The sequence below is a fragment of the Mycobacteroides immunogenum genome, assembly GCF_001605725.1.
GTDB classification, from domain to species: Bacteria; Actinomycetota; Actinomycetes; order Mycobacteriales; family Mycobacteriaceae; genus Mycobacterium; species Mycobacterium immunogenum.
Window position 1 is genome coordinate 1,076,406 of the sequence record NZ_CP011530.1, and the last position, 16,047, is coordinate 1,092,452.

Annotated in this window: 12 protein-coding genes and 1 tRNA gene; 4 read left to right on the forward strand and 9 right to left on the reverse strand. The window is 62.9% G+C overall.

Annotated features, from left to right (window positions below):
* Positions 1-380: 380 nt before the first annotated feature.
* Positions 381-2,732: a hypothetical protein gene (locus tag ABG82_RS05365; protein WP_234708051.1), complete on the forward strand. Its 2,352-nt coding sequence runs from the start codon at positions 381-383 to the stop codon at positions 2,730-2,732.
* Here the strand turns inward: ABG82_RS05365 and ABG82_RS05370 are convergent.
* From ABG82_RS05370 to ABG82_RS05395, 6 genes are read right to left on the reverse strand one after another with little or no spacing between them, the layout of a single operon-like run.
* Positions 2,729-3,874, reverse strand: a complete 1,146-nt coding sequence (locus ABG82_RS05370; protein ID WP_043078809.1) for a glycosyltransferase — start codon at positions 3,872-3,874, stop codon at positions 2,729-2,731. The two genes, ABG82_RS05365 and ABG82_RS05370, sit on opposite strands and share 4 nt — an antisense overlap.
* A gap of 10 nt (positions 3,875-3,884) precedes the next feature.
* Positions 3,885-4,496: a YdcF family protein gene (locus ABG82_RS05375; RefSeq protein WP_043078808.1), complete on the reverse strand. Its 612-nt coding sequence runs from the start codon at positions 4,494-4,496 to the stop codon at positions 3,885-3,887.
* Entirely contained in the window at positions 4,483-5,487 is a 1,005-nt protein-coding gene (locus tag ABG82_RS05380) for a CgeB family protein (RefSeq protein WP_043078807.1), read from the reverse strand. Before ABG82_RS05380 ends, ABG82_RS05375 begins: the two co-directional genes overlap by 14 nt.
* Positions 5,484-6,782 carry a lipopolysaccharide biosynthesis protein gene (locus tag ABG82_RS05385; protein ID WP_043078806.1) on the reverse strand — a complete coding sequence of 433 codons (1,299 nt, stop codon included), beginning with the start codon at positions 6,780-6,782 and terminating at the stop codon, positions 5,484-5,486. The genes ABG82_RS05380 and ABG82_RS05385 overlap by 4 nt, the downstream gene beginning before the upstream one ends.
* Positions 6,775-7,959, reverse strand: coding sequence for a glycosyltransferase family 4 protein (locus tag ABG82_RS05390; RefSeq protein WP_043078805.1), 1,185 nt, complete (start codon positions 7,957-7,959; stop codon positions 6,775-6,777). Before ABG82_RS05390 ends, ABG82_RS05385 begins: the two co-directional genes overlap by 8 nt.
* Positions 7,956-9,026 carry a glycosyltransferase family 4 protein gene (locus tag ABG82_RS05395; protein ID WP_043078835.1) on the reverse strand — a complete coding sequence of 357 codons (1,071 nt, stop codon included), beginning with the start codon at positions 9,024-9,026 and terminating at the stop codon, positions 7,956-7,958. Before ABG82_RS05395 ends, ABG82_RS05390 begins: the two co-directional genes overlap by 4 nt.
* Positions 9,027-9,820: 794 nt before the next feature.
* On the opposite strand from ABG82_RS05395, the gene ABG82_RS05400 reads away from it, so the two are divergent.
* Entirely contained in the window at positions 9,821-11,287 is a 1,467-nt protein-coding gene (locus ABG82_RS05400) for a sugar transferase (protein WP_043078804.1), read from the forward strand.
* 15 nt (positions 11,288-11,302) lie between these two features.
* Here ABG82_RS05400 and ABG82_RS05405 read toward each other — a convergent pair whose 3' ends face one another.
* From ABG82_RS05405 to ABG82_RS05415, 3 genes are all read right to left on the reverse strand, one after another.
* Positions 11,303-12,385 (reverse strand): GGDEF domain-containing protein, encoded by a 1,083-nt coding sequence (locus tag ABG82_RS05405; protein WP_052511059.1) that lies wholly within the window; start codon positions 12,383-12,385, stop codon positions 11,303-11,305.
* 894 nt (positions 12,386-13,279) lie between these two features.
* Positions 13,280-13,352, reverse strand: a tRNA-Arg gene (locus ABG82_RS05410).
* Between the two features lie 85 nt (positions 13,353-13,437).
* The gene (locus tag ABG82_RS05415) at positions 13,438-14,502 is read right to left on the reverse strand and encodes an acyltransferase family protein (RefSeq protein WP_043078803.1); all 1,065 of its coding nucleotides are present in this window, start codon (positions 14,500-14,502) and stop codon (positions 13,438-13,440) included.
* An 18-nt stretch (positions 14,503-14,520) separates the two neighbouring features.
* On the opposite strand from ABG82_RS05415, the gene ABG82_RS05420 reads away from it, so the two are divergent.
* A complete protein-coding gene (locus ABG82_RS05420; protein WP_043078802.1) occupies positions 14,521-14,718 on the forward strand; it encodes a hypothetical protein in 198 nt (65 codons plus the stop codon).
* Between the two features lie 67 nt (positions 14,719-14,785).
* Positions 14,786-16,033, forward strand: coding sequence for a saccharopine dehydrogenase family protein (locus ABG82_RS05425; RefSeq protein ID WP_043078801.1), 1,248 nt, complete (start codon positions 14,786-14,788; stop codon positions 16,031-16,033).
* Positions 16,034-16,047 lie beyond the last annotated feature (14 nt).

A 16,047-nucleotide genomic window follows, 5' to 3' on the forward strand; every position in this document is an offset into this window, starting at 1 on the left:
GTGACCTGGAACACAAATCCCAGCAATCTACGAGTACGTCTCGGACATCATGGGCTATTCGGTTCCTGGACGCAGCCAAAACGCCAAAATGGATGCACCCGTGAACGTAAATTGACGGGCGTCTACTGGGCTTGTAGTACCCCGGCGTCCTGGCGGTTCGGGTATTTGCTTCGGCGGCCCGGTTGCTTGCCGTAAACGCTTGTTGACGCATTCAGCAAACTTTCATCAACCACTTTGCGCGAGTATGTGTGCTGCTCGGGCGGAATTTAGCGACCAGGGCAAGTCTGGGCACGCGGCGTTACCAAACAAATCGCAGGTAGACACGATTTTCAAATGATGATTATGAGCTGGATCACACGTTTACAGTGCTGCTCTAGTTTCTGGATTCCCTCAAAGGAGAGGTTGCGGTTTTGTCCAAGCGACATCGAAAGTCATCCAAAAAGGTCGTCATCCAACGCACTGTGACTGCAGCTGGAGCAGTCGCCGCGACCGCCAGCTTGGCTTTCATCGGCCCTACCGCGCAGGCTGCCGCGGCGGCCCCGGACTACAAGGGCGCGGTCACCGACTATAAGAATGCACTCAATAACTACTTATCAGGAACTAATGCGCTGGGAACGGCCGCCGGTGGTCTCTGGAATCCGATCGCGCAAGGCTCTGGGGGCCTGCTCCCGACCGTCGGGACGAGCCTGGCCCATTCGAATCTGACCAAGCTCGCCGATCTTCCGGGCGTTCTGCGCAATCTCGCGAGCACGCCGCTTCCGACGGCGGTGCCGGGCGTCATACCGGCGATCAAGATCCCGGGGCAGGGGTTTGTGGACCTCCCGCTGCCCACGACTATTCCTGGCGCGAGCGTGCTCAATGGGCTCGCCAACGCGCTGGGGGGTGTGTTCAACAACCCCATTCTGGGACCGATCGTCAATAAGCTCCCGCCGCTCAGTGACATCGTCGACGGGCTGATCGCGGAGCAGGACAAGCTGACGGCCGGCTACAACTGGCCACTGTTGCAGGCCAGCGGTCTGACGACCATCACGAACACCTTTGTGCAGACGCCGAGCGGGCTGAACATCAAGATTCCCGCAGCGCTGGACCCGTTGGGTGTCCTCCCTGACTCGGTGCGCCTCTTGCCCGACGGCACCCTGCCCAATGTCACGGCGTGGGTCCCGATGGGGGCGGGGAACTACACGTTCCCGCTGGGTATGCAGACGGGTTGGTGGGCCAGCGCGCCCACGCTGGTCGTCGATGGCGGTGCGGTGAATGTCCCGCAGACCGTGCTGTCGATCCCGATGTGGGCCAACGGCATTACGGCGCCGCTGGGGATCGGGCAGGCGGGCCAATTCAACGCGCATGTGGTGATACCGACACAGAACGGCCTCTACTCGCCCATCGGCGCGACGCTCTCCAACTTCTCGATTCCGATGCTTGGCCTCGGTATGACGAATCTGAATCTGACGACCGGAAACTACTTCGGCACCAACGGATTCAATATCAACAATGGGCAGAACGTCATGGTGCTGCAAACCCCGTTCAGCGGTGCGCTGCCGGTGCCGCTCGTCTATTCACTGGGTGGATTCAATTTCGGGGCCGAGGGCGCGGGGTTCACTCTGCCGTCTATTTTCGGCGTGGGTCTGATGCCGAGCTTCCAGATCGGCACGGCGCCGGGGGCCAACACGCCGCTCGGTGTCATCCCGCCGAACCTGATTCCGACGGGCGCCATCGTGCCCACCCAACTGATCACTGTCTCAGGCTTGATCAGCGGCGCGCTCGGGATAGCAGACCCCACTGTCGAACTCGCGAAGGCGCTCACCCCGTTGTACAAGGGCTTGGTCACACCCGCGCTGACACCGATCTCTGATCTCCTCACGCAGCAGTACGGCAACCTGTTCAACGGGGCAGCATCAAACACCTTGCAGGCATCCAAGTTTTACAAGGATGTGATGGCGCAGCTCGGCGGCTTGGTCGGCGCCGCGCCGGCGCCGGCGGCCAAGCAGATCGAGGCTGCGGCGGCGGTCAAGGAACCGGAGGCTCCGGCGGCGCCCGAGGTCAAACAGCTGCAGGCCCCGAAGCCGGATCTCGCATCGAATCTTGTCGCTGCCAAGGATAAGGTCGCTGAAAAAGTCCCGGCCGCAAAGGTATCCGTGCCCGCGGTCGGCGCGGCGGAGGCGGGTGCCGCGGTGGCCGCCGCCGACTCCGTGAAGGAATCGGTGAAGGACTCCGTGAAGGAAGAGTCCAAGACCGAAACGAAGACCGAAACGAAGCTGGAAACGAAGACCGAAACGAAGGCAGAGACCGCCGAGAAGGAGAAACCTGCCAAGCCGCAGGTGAAGGAGAAGCTGCAGGACAAGATCGACAAGGCCAACCAATCCCTTAAGGATGCGGCCACGGGCACCATCAAGCAGACCAGGGGAGCCATCACCTCCACCGTCACCAATACCGCCGAGTCCGCGACGTCGACGGAAACCGACAGCGCGAAGTCCTCAGCCGCCGAGGCGCCCAAGGGCACCAACGCCAAACAGGACAACGATTCCGGTAAACACCACGACGACGGTTCGTCCGCCAACTCGAACAAGGTGAAGGTCAAGGTGAAGACCTCCAGCGAGTCGGGTGGCAAGCACCGGGCACCTGACGCGTCGGGCGGCGGTTCGAGTGGGTCGAATACCGGTGGCGGCTCAGATGGTTCGGGCTCGCACAGTGGGTCGGGTGCAGGCGGAGGAAAGCACTCGACCGGCGACTAGGTGCGCACGGCCCCCAGCACGGTATCGGCAACGCGGGAACGGAACGCCTCGGGCGAGAACTCGCACGCGTGTGCCCGGATGGCGCCGGAGTCGTAGTCGGCTGGATTGAAGTCGCGCATCAGTGCGGCCAGCTGCTCCACGACGGCGTCATCCGGGCCGGCCCGCATGTGCTCGCCGGTCACTCCGGGGTTCACCGTGTCCAGGGCTCCGCCCTGCCCTAGTGCAAGAACTGGTGTCCCACAAGCCATCGCCTCAACGGGGACAATCCCGAAGTCCTCCACGCCCGGCATCAACAGGGCGCGGCAGCGTCGGTACATGTCCAGGAGCACCTCGTCGGACGCGGCACCCAGAAAGGTCGTCTCGGGTCCTGCGATGTCCTCGAGGTGATCGCGGAAGCGGCCCTCGCCCAACACCACCAAACGGCAGTTGGCCCGCTGTGCGGCCCGGATCGCAAGGTCTGCGCGCTTGTAGGGCACCAGCCTTCCCGCGCACAGATAGAAGTCCTCGCGCGGAATCGACGGGTCGGGGGAGAAGCGGTCAATGCGAACCGGTGGGCTGATCACAGTCGACGGCAACCCCCACCAGTCGCGAATTCGTTCGGCCACGGCGTGCGAGTTCGCGATGACGTGCGAGAGGTGCGGTGCCGCCCGCAGTTCTCCGCGGCGCGCGAGCCTTCCCAACGCGGACAGGGCGATCCGGCCCGCTCGGCTGGCCATCTCGTGATCACGGAAGGTGCGCTCCCAGGCCCAGCGGGCCGGGCTGTGGACGTATGCGACGGCGGGGGCGTCGGTGGCCATTGCCGCCTGGGTCGCGAACGAGTGATGACTGATCAGCACCGCATCAACATCGTCGCCGATCGGCAGTCTCCGCAGGGCGTTAGGCACCAGCGGCAGCAGCGGTGCGTGCGACTTGCGTCCGGTGAGGGTGTACGCCTTGTCCAGCCAGGTCCCGGAGATGGGCTCGTGCAGTCCGTCTTCGGTCCGCCCCGCAGCCTGCAATACCTGCTGGCGGCAACGTGGCTCGGTGATGGGCGCGTACACCTTGGCCTGCGGCCAGGTCTTCATGAATTCGGCGACCACCAGTTCCGAGCCGCCGAACTCGGTGAAGCGCTCGTGGACAATGGCTACCCGTGAGTCGTTCAATGTGCGCTCCTCAGCATCCGAGGGTCAGGAAGGCCTTCACATAGCTGCCCGATTGGCGGATGAACATCCACGACCAGAAGGCAACTCCCGAAGGTGCGGGGCTGGCGACCATGGTGAGTTCGCCGTCGAAGCATTTTCCGACGATGTACCGTGCCCGCGAAACATGCGGTGTGAAGGTGATGACGATGATGTGATGCCAGCCCAATTCCTGTGCCTTGGTGCGTATCTCCTGCGCCTCACCCTCTGTGGTCCACGGGTCGGGGATGAAGCAGCTCACCGTGAATGTGAAATGCCCCTTGCAGTACTTGTCCATATTGCGGTCGTCGGCGCCCGTCGACTGCGAGATGAGCAGGTACGGCGCATAGCCGCGTTTGGCCAGATCCAGCCCCACATCGAAACGTTCGTAGGGGGTGCCGCCCAAGACGACGATGGCGTCGGCGGGCCGCAGTGGATCGGTCTGCGGATTCATGTAAACCCGCCACCCCATGGTCACAAAGCCCGCCAGCAACACCGTGATGGTGATGCAGGCCAAAAGAACTCGCCGGCGCCGGCGCGGCTTGGCGGAGTGCTCGATCGGCGGGGTATCGGAGACCGGAGTCTCCTTGGCATCACTGAAGTTCATCGAGGATCTCCCTGGCGCGGTCGACGTATCGGTGCGGATCCCGCGTCACGCGGACGTACCCCGCCTCGGCGATCTTGGCGGCCTGTGCCGGATGGCAGGCGCACCAGTGCAGAATCTCGCGAAGCTCGGCCTCATCCGAGAACAGCAGGCATTCGGTGCCCTCGTCGAGCAGTTCGCTGTGCTCATCGGTCCGTTCGCCGACGAATAGGCCTCCGCACGCGGGTATCTCGAAGGTGCGGCAGGTATGCGTGTCGCGGTTGTCGGAGTTGAGCAGGACCAGATTCGCGGTCACCGAGGCGACGGCCGTCGCGAAATGGTCGCCGTACACCGCACCCCCGATAGTGGCGCCGGTGGTCCGCAGTGCGGGTACGCGCCGCCAGCCCGGACCACGGACAAGCAGATTCTGCCCGTGCTCGGTGCCGAGGCGGGTGATCAAGGCCGACCGATCGGGGCGCCGGGCTCCGATGAACCCCACCAGATACTGCCGCGCAACTCGTTTGGCGCACGGACGATGCCACGCCGGGTCGTAGGCGCTATGGACGAACTTCACCCGGCGTGCACCGCGCGCCAGCAACTCGGGCACGTTGTGACGTTTGGTGGTGACCACCAGATCCCATCCGCTCTCGTGAGCCAGATAATCCGTTGTGGTGTTGTACGGATTGCCGACATCATCCGGGCTGTAGTGCACGCGGATGGCGGCCGGGACCTGTAGCAGGCGGGCCTGGTCCAGATGAATCGATTTGAATCCAAAGAACATGTCGGGGACGAAGTCTCGCGCGACCTGCTCAATTCGCCGGTGTGCCGCCTCCTGCAGCCATGGCGCCCGTCGGCGCATACCCTTTGAATACAGCCAGGCCGGCGACAGTCTGGTGGGCAGGGTGACCGTGGTGGTGTCGACCACCACGACCTCATGGCCTGCCTGCCGGAACCCGTCGGCCATCGACCGCGCGTTACTGCCGACCCAGTCGTCGCCTACGAAAAGTATCTTCATCGCGGGGCCCCTTCCGGTGCGGCCTCGGTTCCGGTGGGCAGGCCCTGCTCGCGGCCGGACAGATGGCGCACACGCGCCAAATACCACAGCGCCACACAGAATTCGGCGCCAAGTACGCCACCTATCAACGCCCACACCGAATGGGTCAACGAGGCGGCGATGAGCCCGGCAACCGAGGCGGTGGTACCCACCAACGACGCGATGAGAACGCCGTGCGTGTCTTGGCGTACGGGTAGCAGCGCGGTACTGATGTACGAACTGATCGTGCTCGCCGGAAGGATGAGAAGCTCGGCGCGTAAGAGACCGACGGCGCCCAGGAACTCGCTACCGAAGATGATGTGAACAATCGGTGTGGCCAGCAGCCAGAGCAGCGTGGCGGCAACCACGGCCACCGCCACCGCGCCGCGCAGACCCTGAAAACCGCTGCGCCAGAAGTGTTCATGCCCACTGTGCTTGGCCATGCGCGGCAGCAGCACCAATCCGATCATGTCCAATAGCGACTGCATCGCTCTGACCAGGCGATCGCTCGCAGAAAAGAGACCCAGCGAGACCGCGTCCAGCATGGCCGAGTAAATGGCAGGTGCCCCTTGGCCATAACCGGTGGTCAAAAGCCGGGAGGTCACAATCGGCCAGCTGCTGCGGAGAATCTGGCCTGGCGCGTATGGACGGCGCAGGGCACCGAACGTTCGTAGGCTGTCCCACCAGGTTCCCGCCACCGTCAAGATTGAGGAGCCCAGCAGACACAAGATGGCGGTGGCAGCGTGTGGCGAGTGTGGAAGCAGCACGATGAGCAGCACCAGATAGGTGATGCGCCCCGAACCTTGGTAGAGGGCTGATGCGACGAATCGTCCTTGTCCGATAAGGAGCCAGTCATCGGACGTGGCCCACAGCCCACCGGCGAAGAGCCCCAACAGAATCATGTGTACATACGGCGGCACCCCGACGATCCAGCCGGCACCGAATGCGGCACCCAGCACCCCGAGAGTCATCAGCCGCAAGGCGAGATAGTCGGTGCGCACCTGTTGAAGCTCGGCAGGTGTGTTGCGTAGCTCGGGCACGCGCGCGGCGAGAAAAGGGGTCATACCCAGATCGACGACGATCGAGCCGAAGAAGTACGCGGCCATACCGACCGCCAACAATCCCATGCCCGCCGGTCCCAGCACCCGCGCGAGCAGGGGGACCGTCGCGAAGGTAACCAGGTACTGTCCGTACTTTCCGAAGACGACCGCCCCGAAGTCTCTGGCCAGTCGCAATGCCCGGGGGAGCGTCGTACTACTTCGAGGTTCGTTAGACACTGCGCCCCGCCATCGGCGTGGCCGGGCGCTGGGCCAGCACCTCGGAGAGGAACGTCCTCACGGTTTGTGCCGAGTCGGCGATGTCGAAGCGCCGAGCGCGGGCTTGTCCCGCGTGTGCCAACCGGGTTCGAAGGTCGCGGTCCTCGATGAGCAGATCGAGGGCGGTGGTGAGTTGATCGGTGTTCCCGGCATCGACCAGCAGTCCGTGCACACCTGACTCGATGGTTTCCGCGGGCCCGCCCGGCCGGGTGGCAATGACGGCGCAGCCCGCGCGCAGGCCCTCGACGACAACCTGCCCGAAGGGTTCGGCGATGACAGAGCAGTGCACCAGGATGTCGGAGATGGCCAGGATGTTCGTGGGGTCATCGAGATGCCCGGTGAAGGTCACCGGCAGCTGCAGTTCGCTTGCCAGGTCTTCCAGTTCGGTGCGAAAGGTCTCCTCGCCGAAGAACGTGCCACCGACCAGATACACCCGCTGGGGCCGGACCTTGGTATTGGCCAGGGCGCGCAGGAACACGTCCTGGCCCTTCCACTGCGTCAGTCTGCCGACGACGGCGATGACTGTTTCGGCGGCGGGTCGCTGCGGCGCATGTTCGGTGTGGGGGCTCTGCTGAAAATCCAGACCCGGGTAGGCGACCACACCCGGAAGGCGTCCCGGTCGAAGCGAGCTCTCGGTGGAGCGGCTGTTGGCGATGTACCCGTCGGCAACGATCTTGCCGAGTAGACGAATGAGGAATGCCAATGTGGCGCCGAAGTATTCGGCCGATATCCGATCATGCACATGCCAGATCAAGGGAATTCGCGCGCGTCTTGCCGCGACCGCCGACATGATGAGGGCCTTGGTACTGCCCGCGACGAGTACGTCGGCGCCGCGCTCGCGGACGGTGGCACCCAGTAGCCACCCGACGCGCAGCAACGAGATAGCCCCCGTCACGCGGCGCAACCATCCGGAGTCCCGGATGGTCACACTTCTACTGTCGAAGGTGTTGGCCAACACCGACGTTGGTATGCCCTGGGCCTTCATCGCGCCGACCATCGGCCCGTCCTCGGTGTACACGATCGACGGTTCGAGGGTGAGGCCTGTGGGTGAGGTGCGTAGTGCCGACAGCAATCGCAGTGTCGCCAGCTCGGCGCCTGAAGGTGCCGCGGTGTGCGCGACGAACATCGCCCGGATCATGCGCTCAGCTCCGAATACACGGCATGGTGGCGTTGGGCGGCGGCGGTCCAGGAGAAAGACTCGGCATGCTGGCGGCATTGCCGCGGATCGGGCAGTGCGCCATCGAGTGCCGAGATGAGGCGTGCGGCAAGCGCTTCGGCGTTGTCGGCGGGCACGATCAACGAGGGATCCAGGCCGCGCACCGCGTCGGGCAGGCCTCCGCAGTCGGTGACGACGGCGGGCCTGCCGGTGGCCAGGGATTCCAGTGCGATCAGTCCGAAGCCCTCAAGCGCAACCGATGGCACCACGGTGAAATCGGCGAGCGTGTACAGCTGGGTAAGGGTCAGGTCGTCCACGCGCCCGGTGAATTGGATGCTGTCGTCCAGTCCGGCCGCAGCCACCTGCGCCCTCAGATCTTGCTCGGCGGTACCCGTGCCCACGATCATCAGGCATGCGTCCGGGTGTGCGGACACCACCGACGGCCACGATTCGATGAGACGGTGAATACCCATGCGGTGCTCGAGCCTGCGCACGCACAGCACCGTTCGGCGTCCTGTCGGCGCGTCCAACCGCGGTAGTACACCGAATCGGTCCAGGTCGACACCGGGCGGGATGACCTCGATGCGGTCCGCGGGTATCCGGTAGTCCTCGACGAGCACATCCCGGAACCGATCCGAGAGCACGATGACTCGCTCGGCGCCGGCGTACCGGAGGCGTTCGACAAGGTACTTGGCACGTGCCCGCAGGGGTCCGGCGCCCGCGAATCTGCTTTCGGCCGCCCAGGGGCCGTGAAAGTGCACAACCAACCGGCTCCGGGTACGCCACCCGGTCGCCGACGGGCCATAGAGACAGAAGTGGCGGTCGAGGATTCCGGGTTGTTGTAAGTCTGAGCGGTCGTTGAACGCGGTGAGCACCCTCGATCGAGTCGATCCACCGGTGGCTCCCCAGGACGATCCGCCATCGGACGGGTTTCCGAACGCGGCGGCGGACAGGTCGATGTCGTCGCGGCGGCGCAGTGCGGTGAACAGGTCGGTGAAGTATCTGTTGAGCCCGCCGGGCAGCGAGGAGAACCACTCCGAGCCGGTCATGTGCACTCTGATGGGTGCCATATCAGGCCTCCGCCCGTTCGCTGAGGTCTTTTGCTGATAGCCGCATATGATGCACCGTCCCGACGTCGAGTCTCGACCTCCGCCGCGACGCTGCTCGCCGTGCGATGGCTGCCGCTCCGGGGGCGTGGCCCCGCGTCCTGTGTTTGTTCATTATTCAACTCACCCCGCCCGATGATGTGGCCGCGGGCTGGCTGATGGCCGGTGTGTTCTCATGAGTGCCAACGCGGGCCGCATGCCATGTTACGAGTAGCGCAATACTACTCACAGACGAAATCCGGTGCGCGATTGTATTTGACGCACGCTGATTCATGTCGCCCGCAAGCCGACCCATACTCAGACTGCAACACCTGCCGATCATCCGCAACCCGGGGCGACACGGTGTCGTTGAATAAACAAACTAATTTCCACGCATATGGCTTTTGCTCGCAACGATGGCCACGGGTGCCGCGAGACGACGCTACCGCCGGTAGATTCGGGGGTGTTATGGTTAACCATCATAGCATCTGAACTGCTATTGTTACGTAATTGTTATTTGCCAGTGAGCGTTACGTGATTGGTGGGGTTATTAGCAAAGGGTGCCAGGGTTGGATGTTTGTTAGATGATTCTTATTTACCTCCAATGAAACTTTCACCGTACTTTCGATTGAACGTGATCCCCATCACGTGGCACGATGCGAATCGCTATGGAAATGTAAGCCCGTAAATAGGTCGGGTTCTATTGCCGAAATCGTCCATACGAATCACCGATATGAACGAACAGGTGAAGTGCACTTATGGTTATCAAGAGCGTCTTTAGCGGCGAAATTCAACAGAGGGTAGAGAAGCGCCCGGGAGGGCTCTTCTACCTGCATCGACGATGGGCACCCGCAGCCGATTTGGTGGCCATCGTCCTCACCTCGCTGGTGTCGTACCAGCTGGCGCACCACCTGCTGTCCGGGCGACAGGATCTCGGTGGCTGGTACGTGGGCACGGATGCTCTGATAGCCATCGTGTGGTTTGCGGCGCTGTCGCTGCACACCGTGGGGCCGGGCAAGGCGTTGCGGGCGGTGCTGCAGGAGTGGCAGACGGTCGTGGGTGTCACCTTCCAGTTGTTCACCATCGTGCTGCTGACCTATCTGATCTCGCGCATCGAGCTGATCGATATCCGGCATCTCATCATCGAGATACCGCTGGGGCTGCTCGGCATCCTCATCGCCCGGCACGTGCTGCGCCGCCTGTGGGGCTCGGAGGCCCGCACCTCGGTGCTGCTGGCCGGTGATCGCGATGCGGTCCGGGAGATGATCACAGCCTTCCGTCGTCATCGGGACAGTGGTTTCGAGGTTGTCGGTGCATGCACCCCGGCAATCGATGCGGCATACGGCGCGATGGCGATCGAAGTGGGCGATCATCGCGTTCCCGTCGTCGGTGACGATCGGAACGTCGTCGAGGCGGCGCAACGCACGTCGGCGCAGATCGTCGCGGTCGCGATGACCGACGGTCTCGGTCGCCGGGAGCTTGCCGACCTCGCCTCCGATCTCGGAGGTCTAGGAATCGAGCTCGCGGTTTCGCCGGGTGATGTGGATGAGACCGTCGTGACCACCGCGGACCGGGGACTCGAGCGGGTTCATATGTTGGAGATGCTGGCTCCGGGCTACCGGCGGGCGCGCTCCATGTCGAAGGAAGCATTCGACATGGTGTTCGCCACCGCTGCCATCTTGGCCACCGCGCCCGTGATGATCGCCATTGCCGCCGCCATCAAACTCACCAGTACGGGTCCGGTGTTCTACGTATCCGAACGAATCGGGTTGGACGGCGTGCCTTTTCGGATGATCAAGTTCCGCAGCATGTTCACCGGCGCGGACCTACAGACCGCCGGCATGATCGACTCGGCGGGAAGCACGCCCGTCTTCTTCAAGGCGAAAGAGGACCCGCGGGTTACCCCGGTAGGCGCCTTCATCCGCAAGTACAGCCTCGATGAGCTGCCGCAGTTCTTCAATGTGCTGTTCGGCGATATGAGTGTCGTCGGACCGCGGCCGCAGGTGCAGCGGGAAGTCGACGCCTATGACGACACCATGCGCCGCAGGCTTCTGGTGAAGCCGGGGGTGACGGGTCAATGGCAGGTGAGTGGCCGCAACGATCTATCGGTCGATGAGTCCATTCGTCACGACATCTCCTATGTCGACAACTGGTCCATGGGGCTGGACATCCGCATCATCTCGCGGACCGTCGGCGCGGTGGTGCGCAGCGAGGGTGCGTACTGACGCTGGCCGCCGTAGTCAGGCCGTGGACCCGCGGGGCGCGCGGGCACGTTTGATTTCGTAGAGTTTGAAATCTGCTTCGCGAGTGAGCGATTCAAAGTTGAAGTCCTTGATGTTGGTGGCCGACCAGGCGATGCCCACGCTGAGAGAGATATCGGGACCGTCGGTGTCCAGCGGCGCTTTGCGCAGCCGCGCGGTCGCCTCGGCGATATCATCAGGGTTGTCCACGAAGGTGACGACCATGAACTCGTCACCGCCGATGCGCGCGGCGATATCGCCCCTGCCGGTGTTGGCGAACAGCCTGTCCGCCACTGCCTGCAGCATCCTGTCCCCGGCCTCATGGCCGTAGGTGTCATTGAGTTCCTTGAATCTGTCGACGTCGGCCACCATCACGACAACGGTCGTCGGGTTGGGCCGCTTGCCGAGCAGATACTCGAAGATGGCCTGCACACCCCTACGGTTCAACAGCCCAGTCAGCGGATCGCGGTTGGCCGCCGAGATGGTGGCGTGTATTGACCTGCGTCCGCCTTCGATGATGGCTTGGATCAAGAGCGGCAGCATCACCACGGTGGCGAATACCGGTGCGTTGTAGAGAAATTGGTCGAGGAAGGTTGCCGCACCGGTGTGCATGTTCCACAGCGTGATCGAGATTTGCATTGCCAGCGCAAAGCCGCAGTGCACGGCAAGCACGTTCCAGCCCAACAGGAACGTGGCGAACACGCCGGTCATGCTCATGTACAAGATCGGGGCCAGCTGCATCGTCGGACCCGTGAATATCCAGGCGGATATCGCAAAGGAGATGTCGGCCCAGGCGATGAAGGCGATGGCCCAGCGCCTAGTCGGCCACGGCCCGAAGATCCAGCACAGACCGACCGGGAACGATATGGAAAAGAGAATGGTGTGAATCGTGCGCCCGATGCCCTGCGGGCCCAACGGATGCATGTTGAAGACCATTCCCAACGGGATGATGGCCATACACAGCAGGCCGATCGCGACTTTCAGGTGCCACAGGTCCCGACGGCTGAGGGTGCCCGTGACAAACCGGTACACCTTGTCGGGGGTCAGCTTGCGTCGTGGCCGAACTGTTCGGGTGTTGGGCACTGGCTAATTATGAGACATCGCTGCGGCTTGAGATTTGTAGTTCGGGAAGGTTCCAGTATTCCGGTTTCGGAAAGAGTGCGGTGGGGGCGTTCAGTCGTCCGGCCTGCGCGTTGGGGCCGGATTCGAACCTGCTGCACCGACCGGATGCATCACCGGTGAATGGGGAGATGCGGGTAGGGGGCGTGGTCGCCGCGGGTGTGGATCCTGCGACGCCCGCGGTTCGCGGGCGTCATTGCTCCCAGGGGGTTGGCACTGCTGACGACGAAGCGGGGCTGTTCACCGGGGAAGAATGCCAAACCGGTTGGCAATAGATCGATTTCGATCTAGGCGATCTCACCTTCGGACAGCTTCTCGACCCGGTCAAAGTCGTGGGCGGGCGCATCATCGCGCTCGCCAGATCCATTGTTCCGCAGTATGTTTACGCCCTGCTATACGGACTCTATGTCACGATCGCTGGCATCTACTTGGCGCCGACGGGGCGAAACGCGTTGATGTGAACCGCCCCGCCGTCCCTCAGCTGGACGGCGACATCTTGTCGAACACGATGTCTATCGGGATGGAACGGAACTGAGGGGCGACCTGAATGCCGGCCGCTGGCGTTCGCGTGCTGGGTTCGGGTTCGGTCAGCAGCCCAGTTCGCGCCGGCGGTAACCATCGGGACTGCACAAACAACTTCTTGTCGGCGCGCTCTCCCCACCTCGCGTGGCAGGCTCGGACATCGTCGCTGAGATCCTCGATACTGTCGGCCTGCCCCTGATAGGAACGCTATCGGACCATCCCACTGCGGAGCTTCGCGAAAGCAACGTGGTCATCTAGCGTGCGCCGCGGCTTGGGGGTCGGCGCTGGTATTCAGTCGTGTTGCGCCCGAAAGCGCTTCTGAACAGCGGAGATGAGTGCCCTCGGCAGGATTCGAACCTGCGACACCGGCTTTAGGAGAGCCGTGCTCTATCCCCTGAGCTACGAGGGCGGTGCCTAAAACTCTAGCGGGTCGGAGCGGGTGCTTCAGACGTCGGCTGGTGATGAGCCGGGCGGTGTTGCCGGTGGCGCCTGGGTCACCTGCTGGTTTCTGCGGAGTGTGTTGCTCGTGTGGCTACGATTCGGGTTTTGAGTTTCATCGCATGCTTCTCGATGAGGAACCAGCTTCCGGTGGCCATCGGAATGGTTGCGGCGGTTGCTGCCGCGAAGAATAGGAATGGATTCGCTGCACCCATTCCGAAGACCGCCAAGAGTTGTTGGATGGGAAACCCGTAGATGTATATGCCATACGAAATGTCGTTGCGTAAATTCAAATGCTTGTATTTGACAAGAGAGCCCGAGACGATGACGGTGTAGGCCAGGGGTAGCGCCCCGAGTTCCCGGTAATTGAAGAGTAGCCCAGACGCCAAAACGATTACGGTTCCCAGGGCAACGAGAGACCAGCGTGCAGGAATGGCGTCTCGGTATCGATGCATCAGCGCCCCCGCCGCGAACATCACCGAAAATCTTGCGAGTACTTCAGGCACCGTTGACGTGGGCAGTGTCGGGTATGGAAATAGTGTGGTCGCACACAACATGATCAAGAAAGCGGTGGCTATGGTCCATCTCTTTCTCAGCAGCCCGATTCCACCTAGCACGGCTACAGCTATATAGCAGAGCACTTCAAGAGTGAGTGTCCAGAGAGGGCCGTCCCACACCCCGGGCCATGGAATGTTGCGTGGAGTTCCGTCAATCCCGACGTACGAGGTGTTGAGTATGGCGTTGTTCAGCACATATTCGATGGGTTTATGTGATGAAAGCAGCTCTGTGACGGAACCGTGCTGTACCGCGACGCTCAGTGGCGCAAAAACAAAAGCAATTATCGCAAGAGATACCCACAATCCCGGGAAGATGCGCAGAGCCCGGGCGGTGGCGAAGTCGCGAAGCTTCGGATGGCGTAGCCAGCTAGCGGTGATGAGAAATCCCGAGATGGCAAAGAATCCGTCCACCCCTACCTGCTCGGTGAGTTGCTGTATGGGGCGGTTGGCGATTTTGTGGCCGGTGAGCGGCCAGGAATGGCAGAAGATGACACTGAGCGCTAGCCCCAATCGCCACGCGTTGAGGGCGTTGTTGCGGGGGTCGAACACCTGGCCCAGCTTCATATTGGTCCTCAGCAGGCAATGAGCACGCGAGCGTGCCCGCCGTCGGGCGCAGATGTGCGCGCCGAGAAAGATCTAGTCGCAGAGATCGTTGCCGGAGGAGAAACCCCGCCCGCCGGTACGAACATAGCCGTCGTGGCACGAGATGGCGACGCCTTCCGGGTAAAAGGTTTCTGGAACACCTTGCTGTTCGGCGGCACCCAGCCCAATGCCATCTGACTATGGCTTATGTCACATTTCGGTCTTGCTCGATTCTTGCCCGTGGTTCTCGGGTAATTTCCGGGCCATGGCTCAGCGCGAATTCGATCTCGTCCTGTACGGCGCCACCGGATTCGTCGGCACGCTAACCGCCGAATATCTCTCCAGGGCAGCAGGTTCAGCGCGGATCGCGCTGGCCGGACGTTCCGTGGACAAGCTGCGTGCGGTACGTGACACCCTGGGCGATTCGGCCCGGTCCTGGCCGATCATCGAGGCGGACGCGGACTCCCCGGCATCGCTGCGGGCGATGGCCGGGCGCACTCAGGTCATCGCCACCACCGTGGGGCCGTACACCCGCTACGGGCTGCCGCTGGTAGCGGCCTGTGTGGCGGCCGGGACTGATTATGCCGACCTCAGCGGCGAGACACCGTTCATTCGTGCCAGTATCGAGCAGTTCCACACGCAGGCCGTCGATGCCGGTGTTCGGATCGTTCACTCTTGTGGATTTGATTCGGTCCCTTCCGATCTCACCGTCTATGCGCTCTATGATCGCGCACGTACTGACGGGGAGGGTGAGCTCACCGGGACGAACATGGTGGTGCGGAAGTTTGTCGGTGGGGCCTCCGGCGGTACCCTCGCCTCTATCCTGGAAGCTCGTCGCACCATGTCGGCCGATCCCGAAATCCGGCATGCGATGCTCGACCCCTACACGCTGAGCACCGATCGCGATGCCGAACCCGATCTGGGACCCCAATCCGACGCCCCGCTGCGTCGTGGCATACGGATCGCTCCCGAACTGAAGGGCTGCTGGACCGGTGCCTTCATCATGGCCGCCGAGAACTCGCGAATCGTCAGGCGCAGCAATGCACTTATGGACTGGGCGTACGGTCGCGAGTTTCGGTATGCCGAGCAGGTAAGCGCAGGGCCTTCGGTGATCGCTCCCGTTACCGCGGCTGTTTCCACGGCGGCCCTTGCCGCGATACTCGGCTTGGGCAGCCGCTACGCCGACAAGGTCGCCGGGGCACTGAAACGCGTGCTGCCCAAGCCGGGCACGGGTCCGAGTGAAAATGCCTTGGCCAAAGGGCATTACCGCATTGAGACGTATACGACCACCACCACCGGTGCCCGCTATCGGGCTGTCATCGCGCAGCAGGGTGACCCCAGCTACCTCGCGACCGCGGTGCTGCTTGGTCAGAGCGGCCTGGCACTCGCACTGGATCGCGACAAACTCACGGATCTACACGGAGTGCTTACCCCGGCCGCTGCGATGGGTGAGGTGCTGCTGGACAGGCTGCCTGCCGCCGGGGCGACGTGTGAGACCACCCGTCTGAATTGATGTCGGTGGCCTGC

What these genes read in the sequence shown, in the direction of transcription:
- ABG82_RS05380 (WP_043078807.1), bottom strand. Translation starts at nt 5,487, where the DNA reads ATGAAGATACTTTTCGTAGGCGACGACTGGGTCGGCAGTAACGCGCGG.
- ABG82_RS05420 (WP_043078802.1), top strand. Translation starts at nt 14,521, where the DNA reads ATGAGCACGCGAGCGTGCCCGCCGTCGGGCGCAGATGTGCGCGCCGAG.
- ABG82_RS05390 (WP_043078805.1), bottom strand. Translation starts at nt 7,959, where the DNA reads ATGATCCGGGCGATGTTCGTCGCGCACACCGCGGCACCTTCAGGCGCC.
- ABG82_RS05415 (WP_043078803.1), bottom strand. Translation starts at nt 14,502, where the DNA reads ATGAAGCTGGGCCAGGTGTTCGACCCCCGCAACAACGCCCTCAACGCG.
- ABG82_RS05395 (WP_043078835.1), bottom strand. Translation starts at nt 9,026, where the DNA reads ATGACCGGCTCGGAGTGGTTCTCCTCGCTGCCCGGCGGGCTCAACAGA.
- ABG82_RS05400 (WP_043078804.1), top strand. Translation starts at nt 9,821, where the DNA reads ATGGTTATCAAGAGCGTCTTTAGCGGCGAAATTCAACAGAGGGTAGAG.
- ABG82_RS05375 (WP_043078808.1), bottom strand. Translation starts at nt 4,496, where the DNA reads ATGAACTTCAGTGATGCCAAGGAGACTCCGGTCTCCGATACCCCGCCG.
- ABG82_RS05425 (WP_043078801.1), top strand. Translation starts at nt 14,786, where the DNA reads ATGGCTCAGCGCGAATTCGATCTCGTCCTGTACGGCGCCACCGGATTC.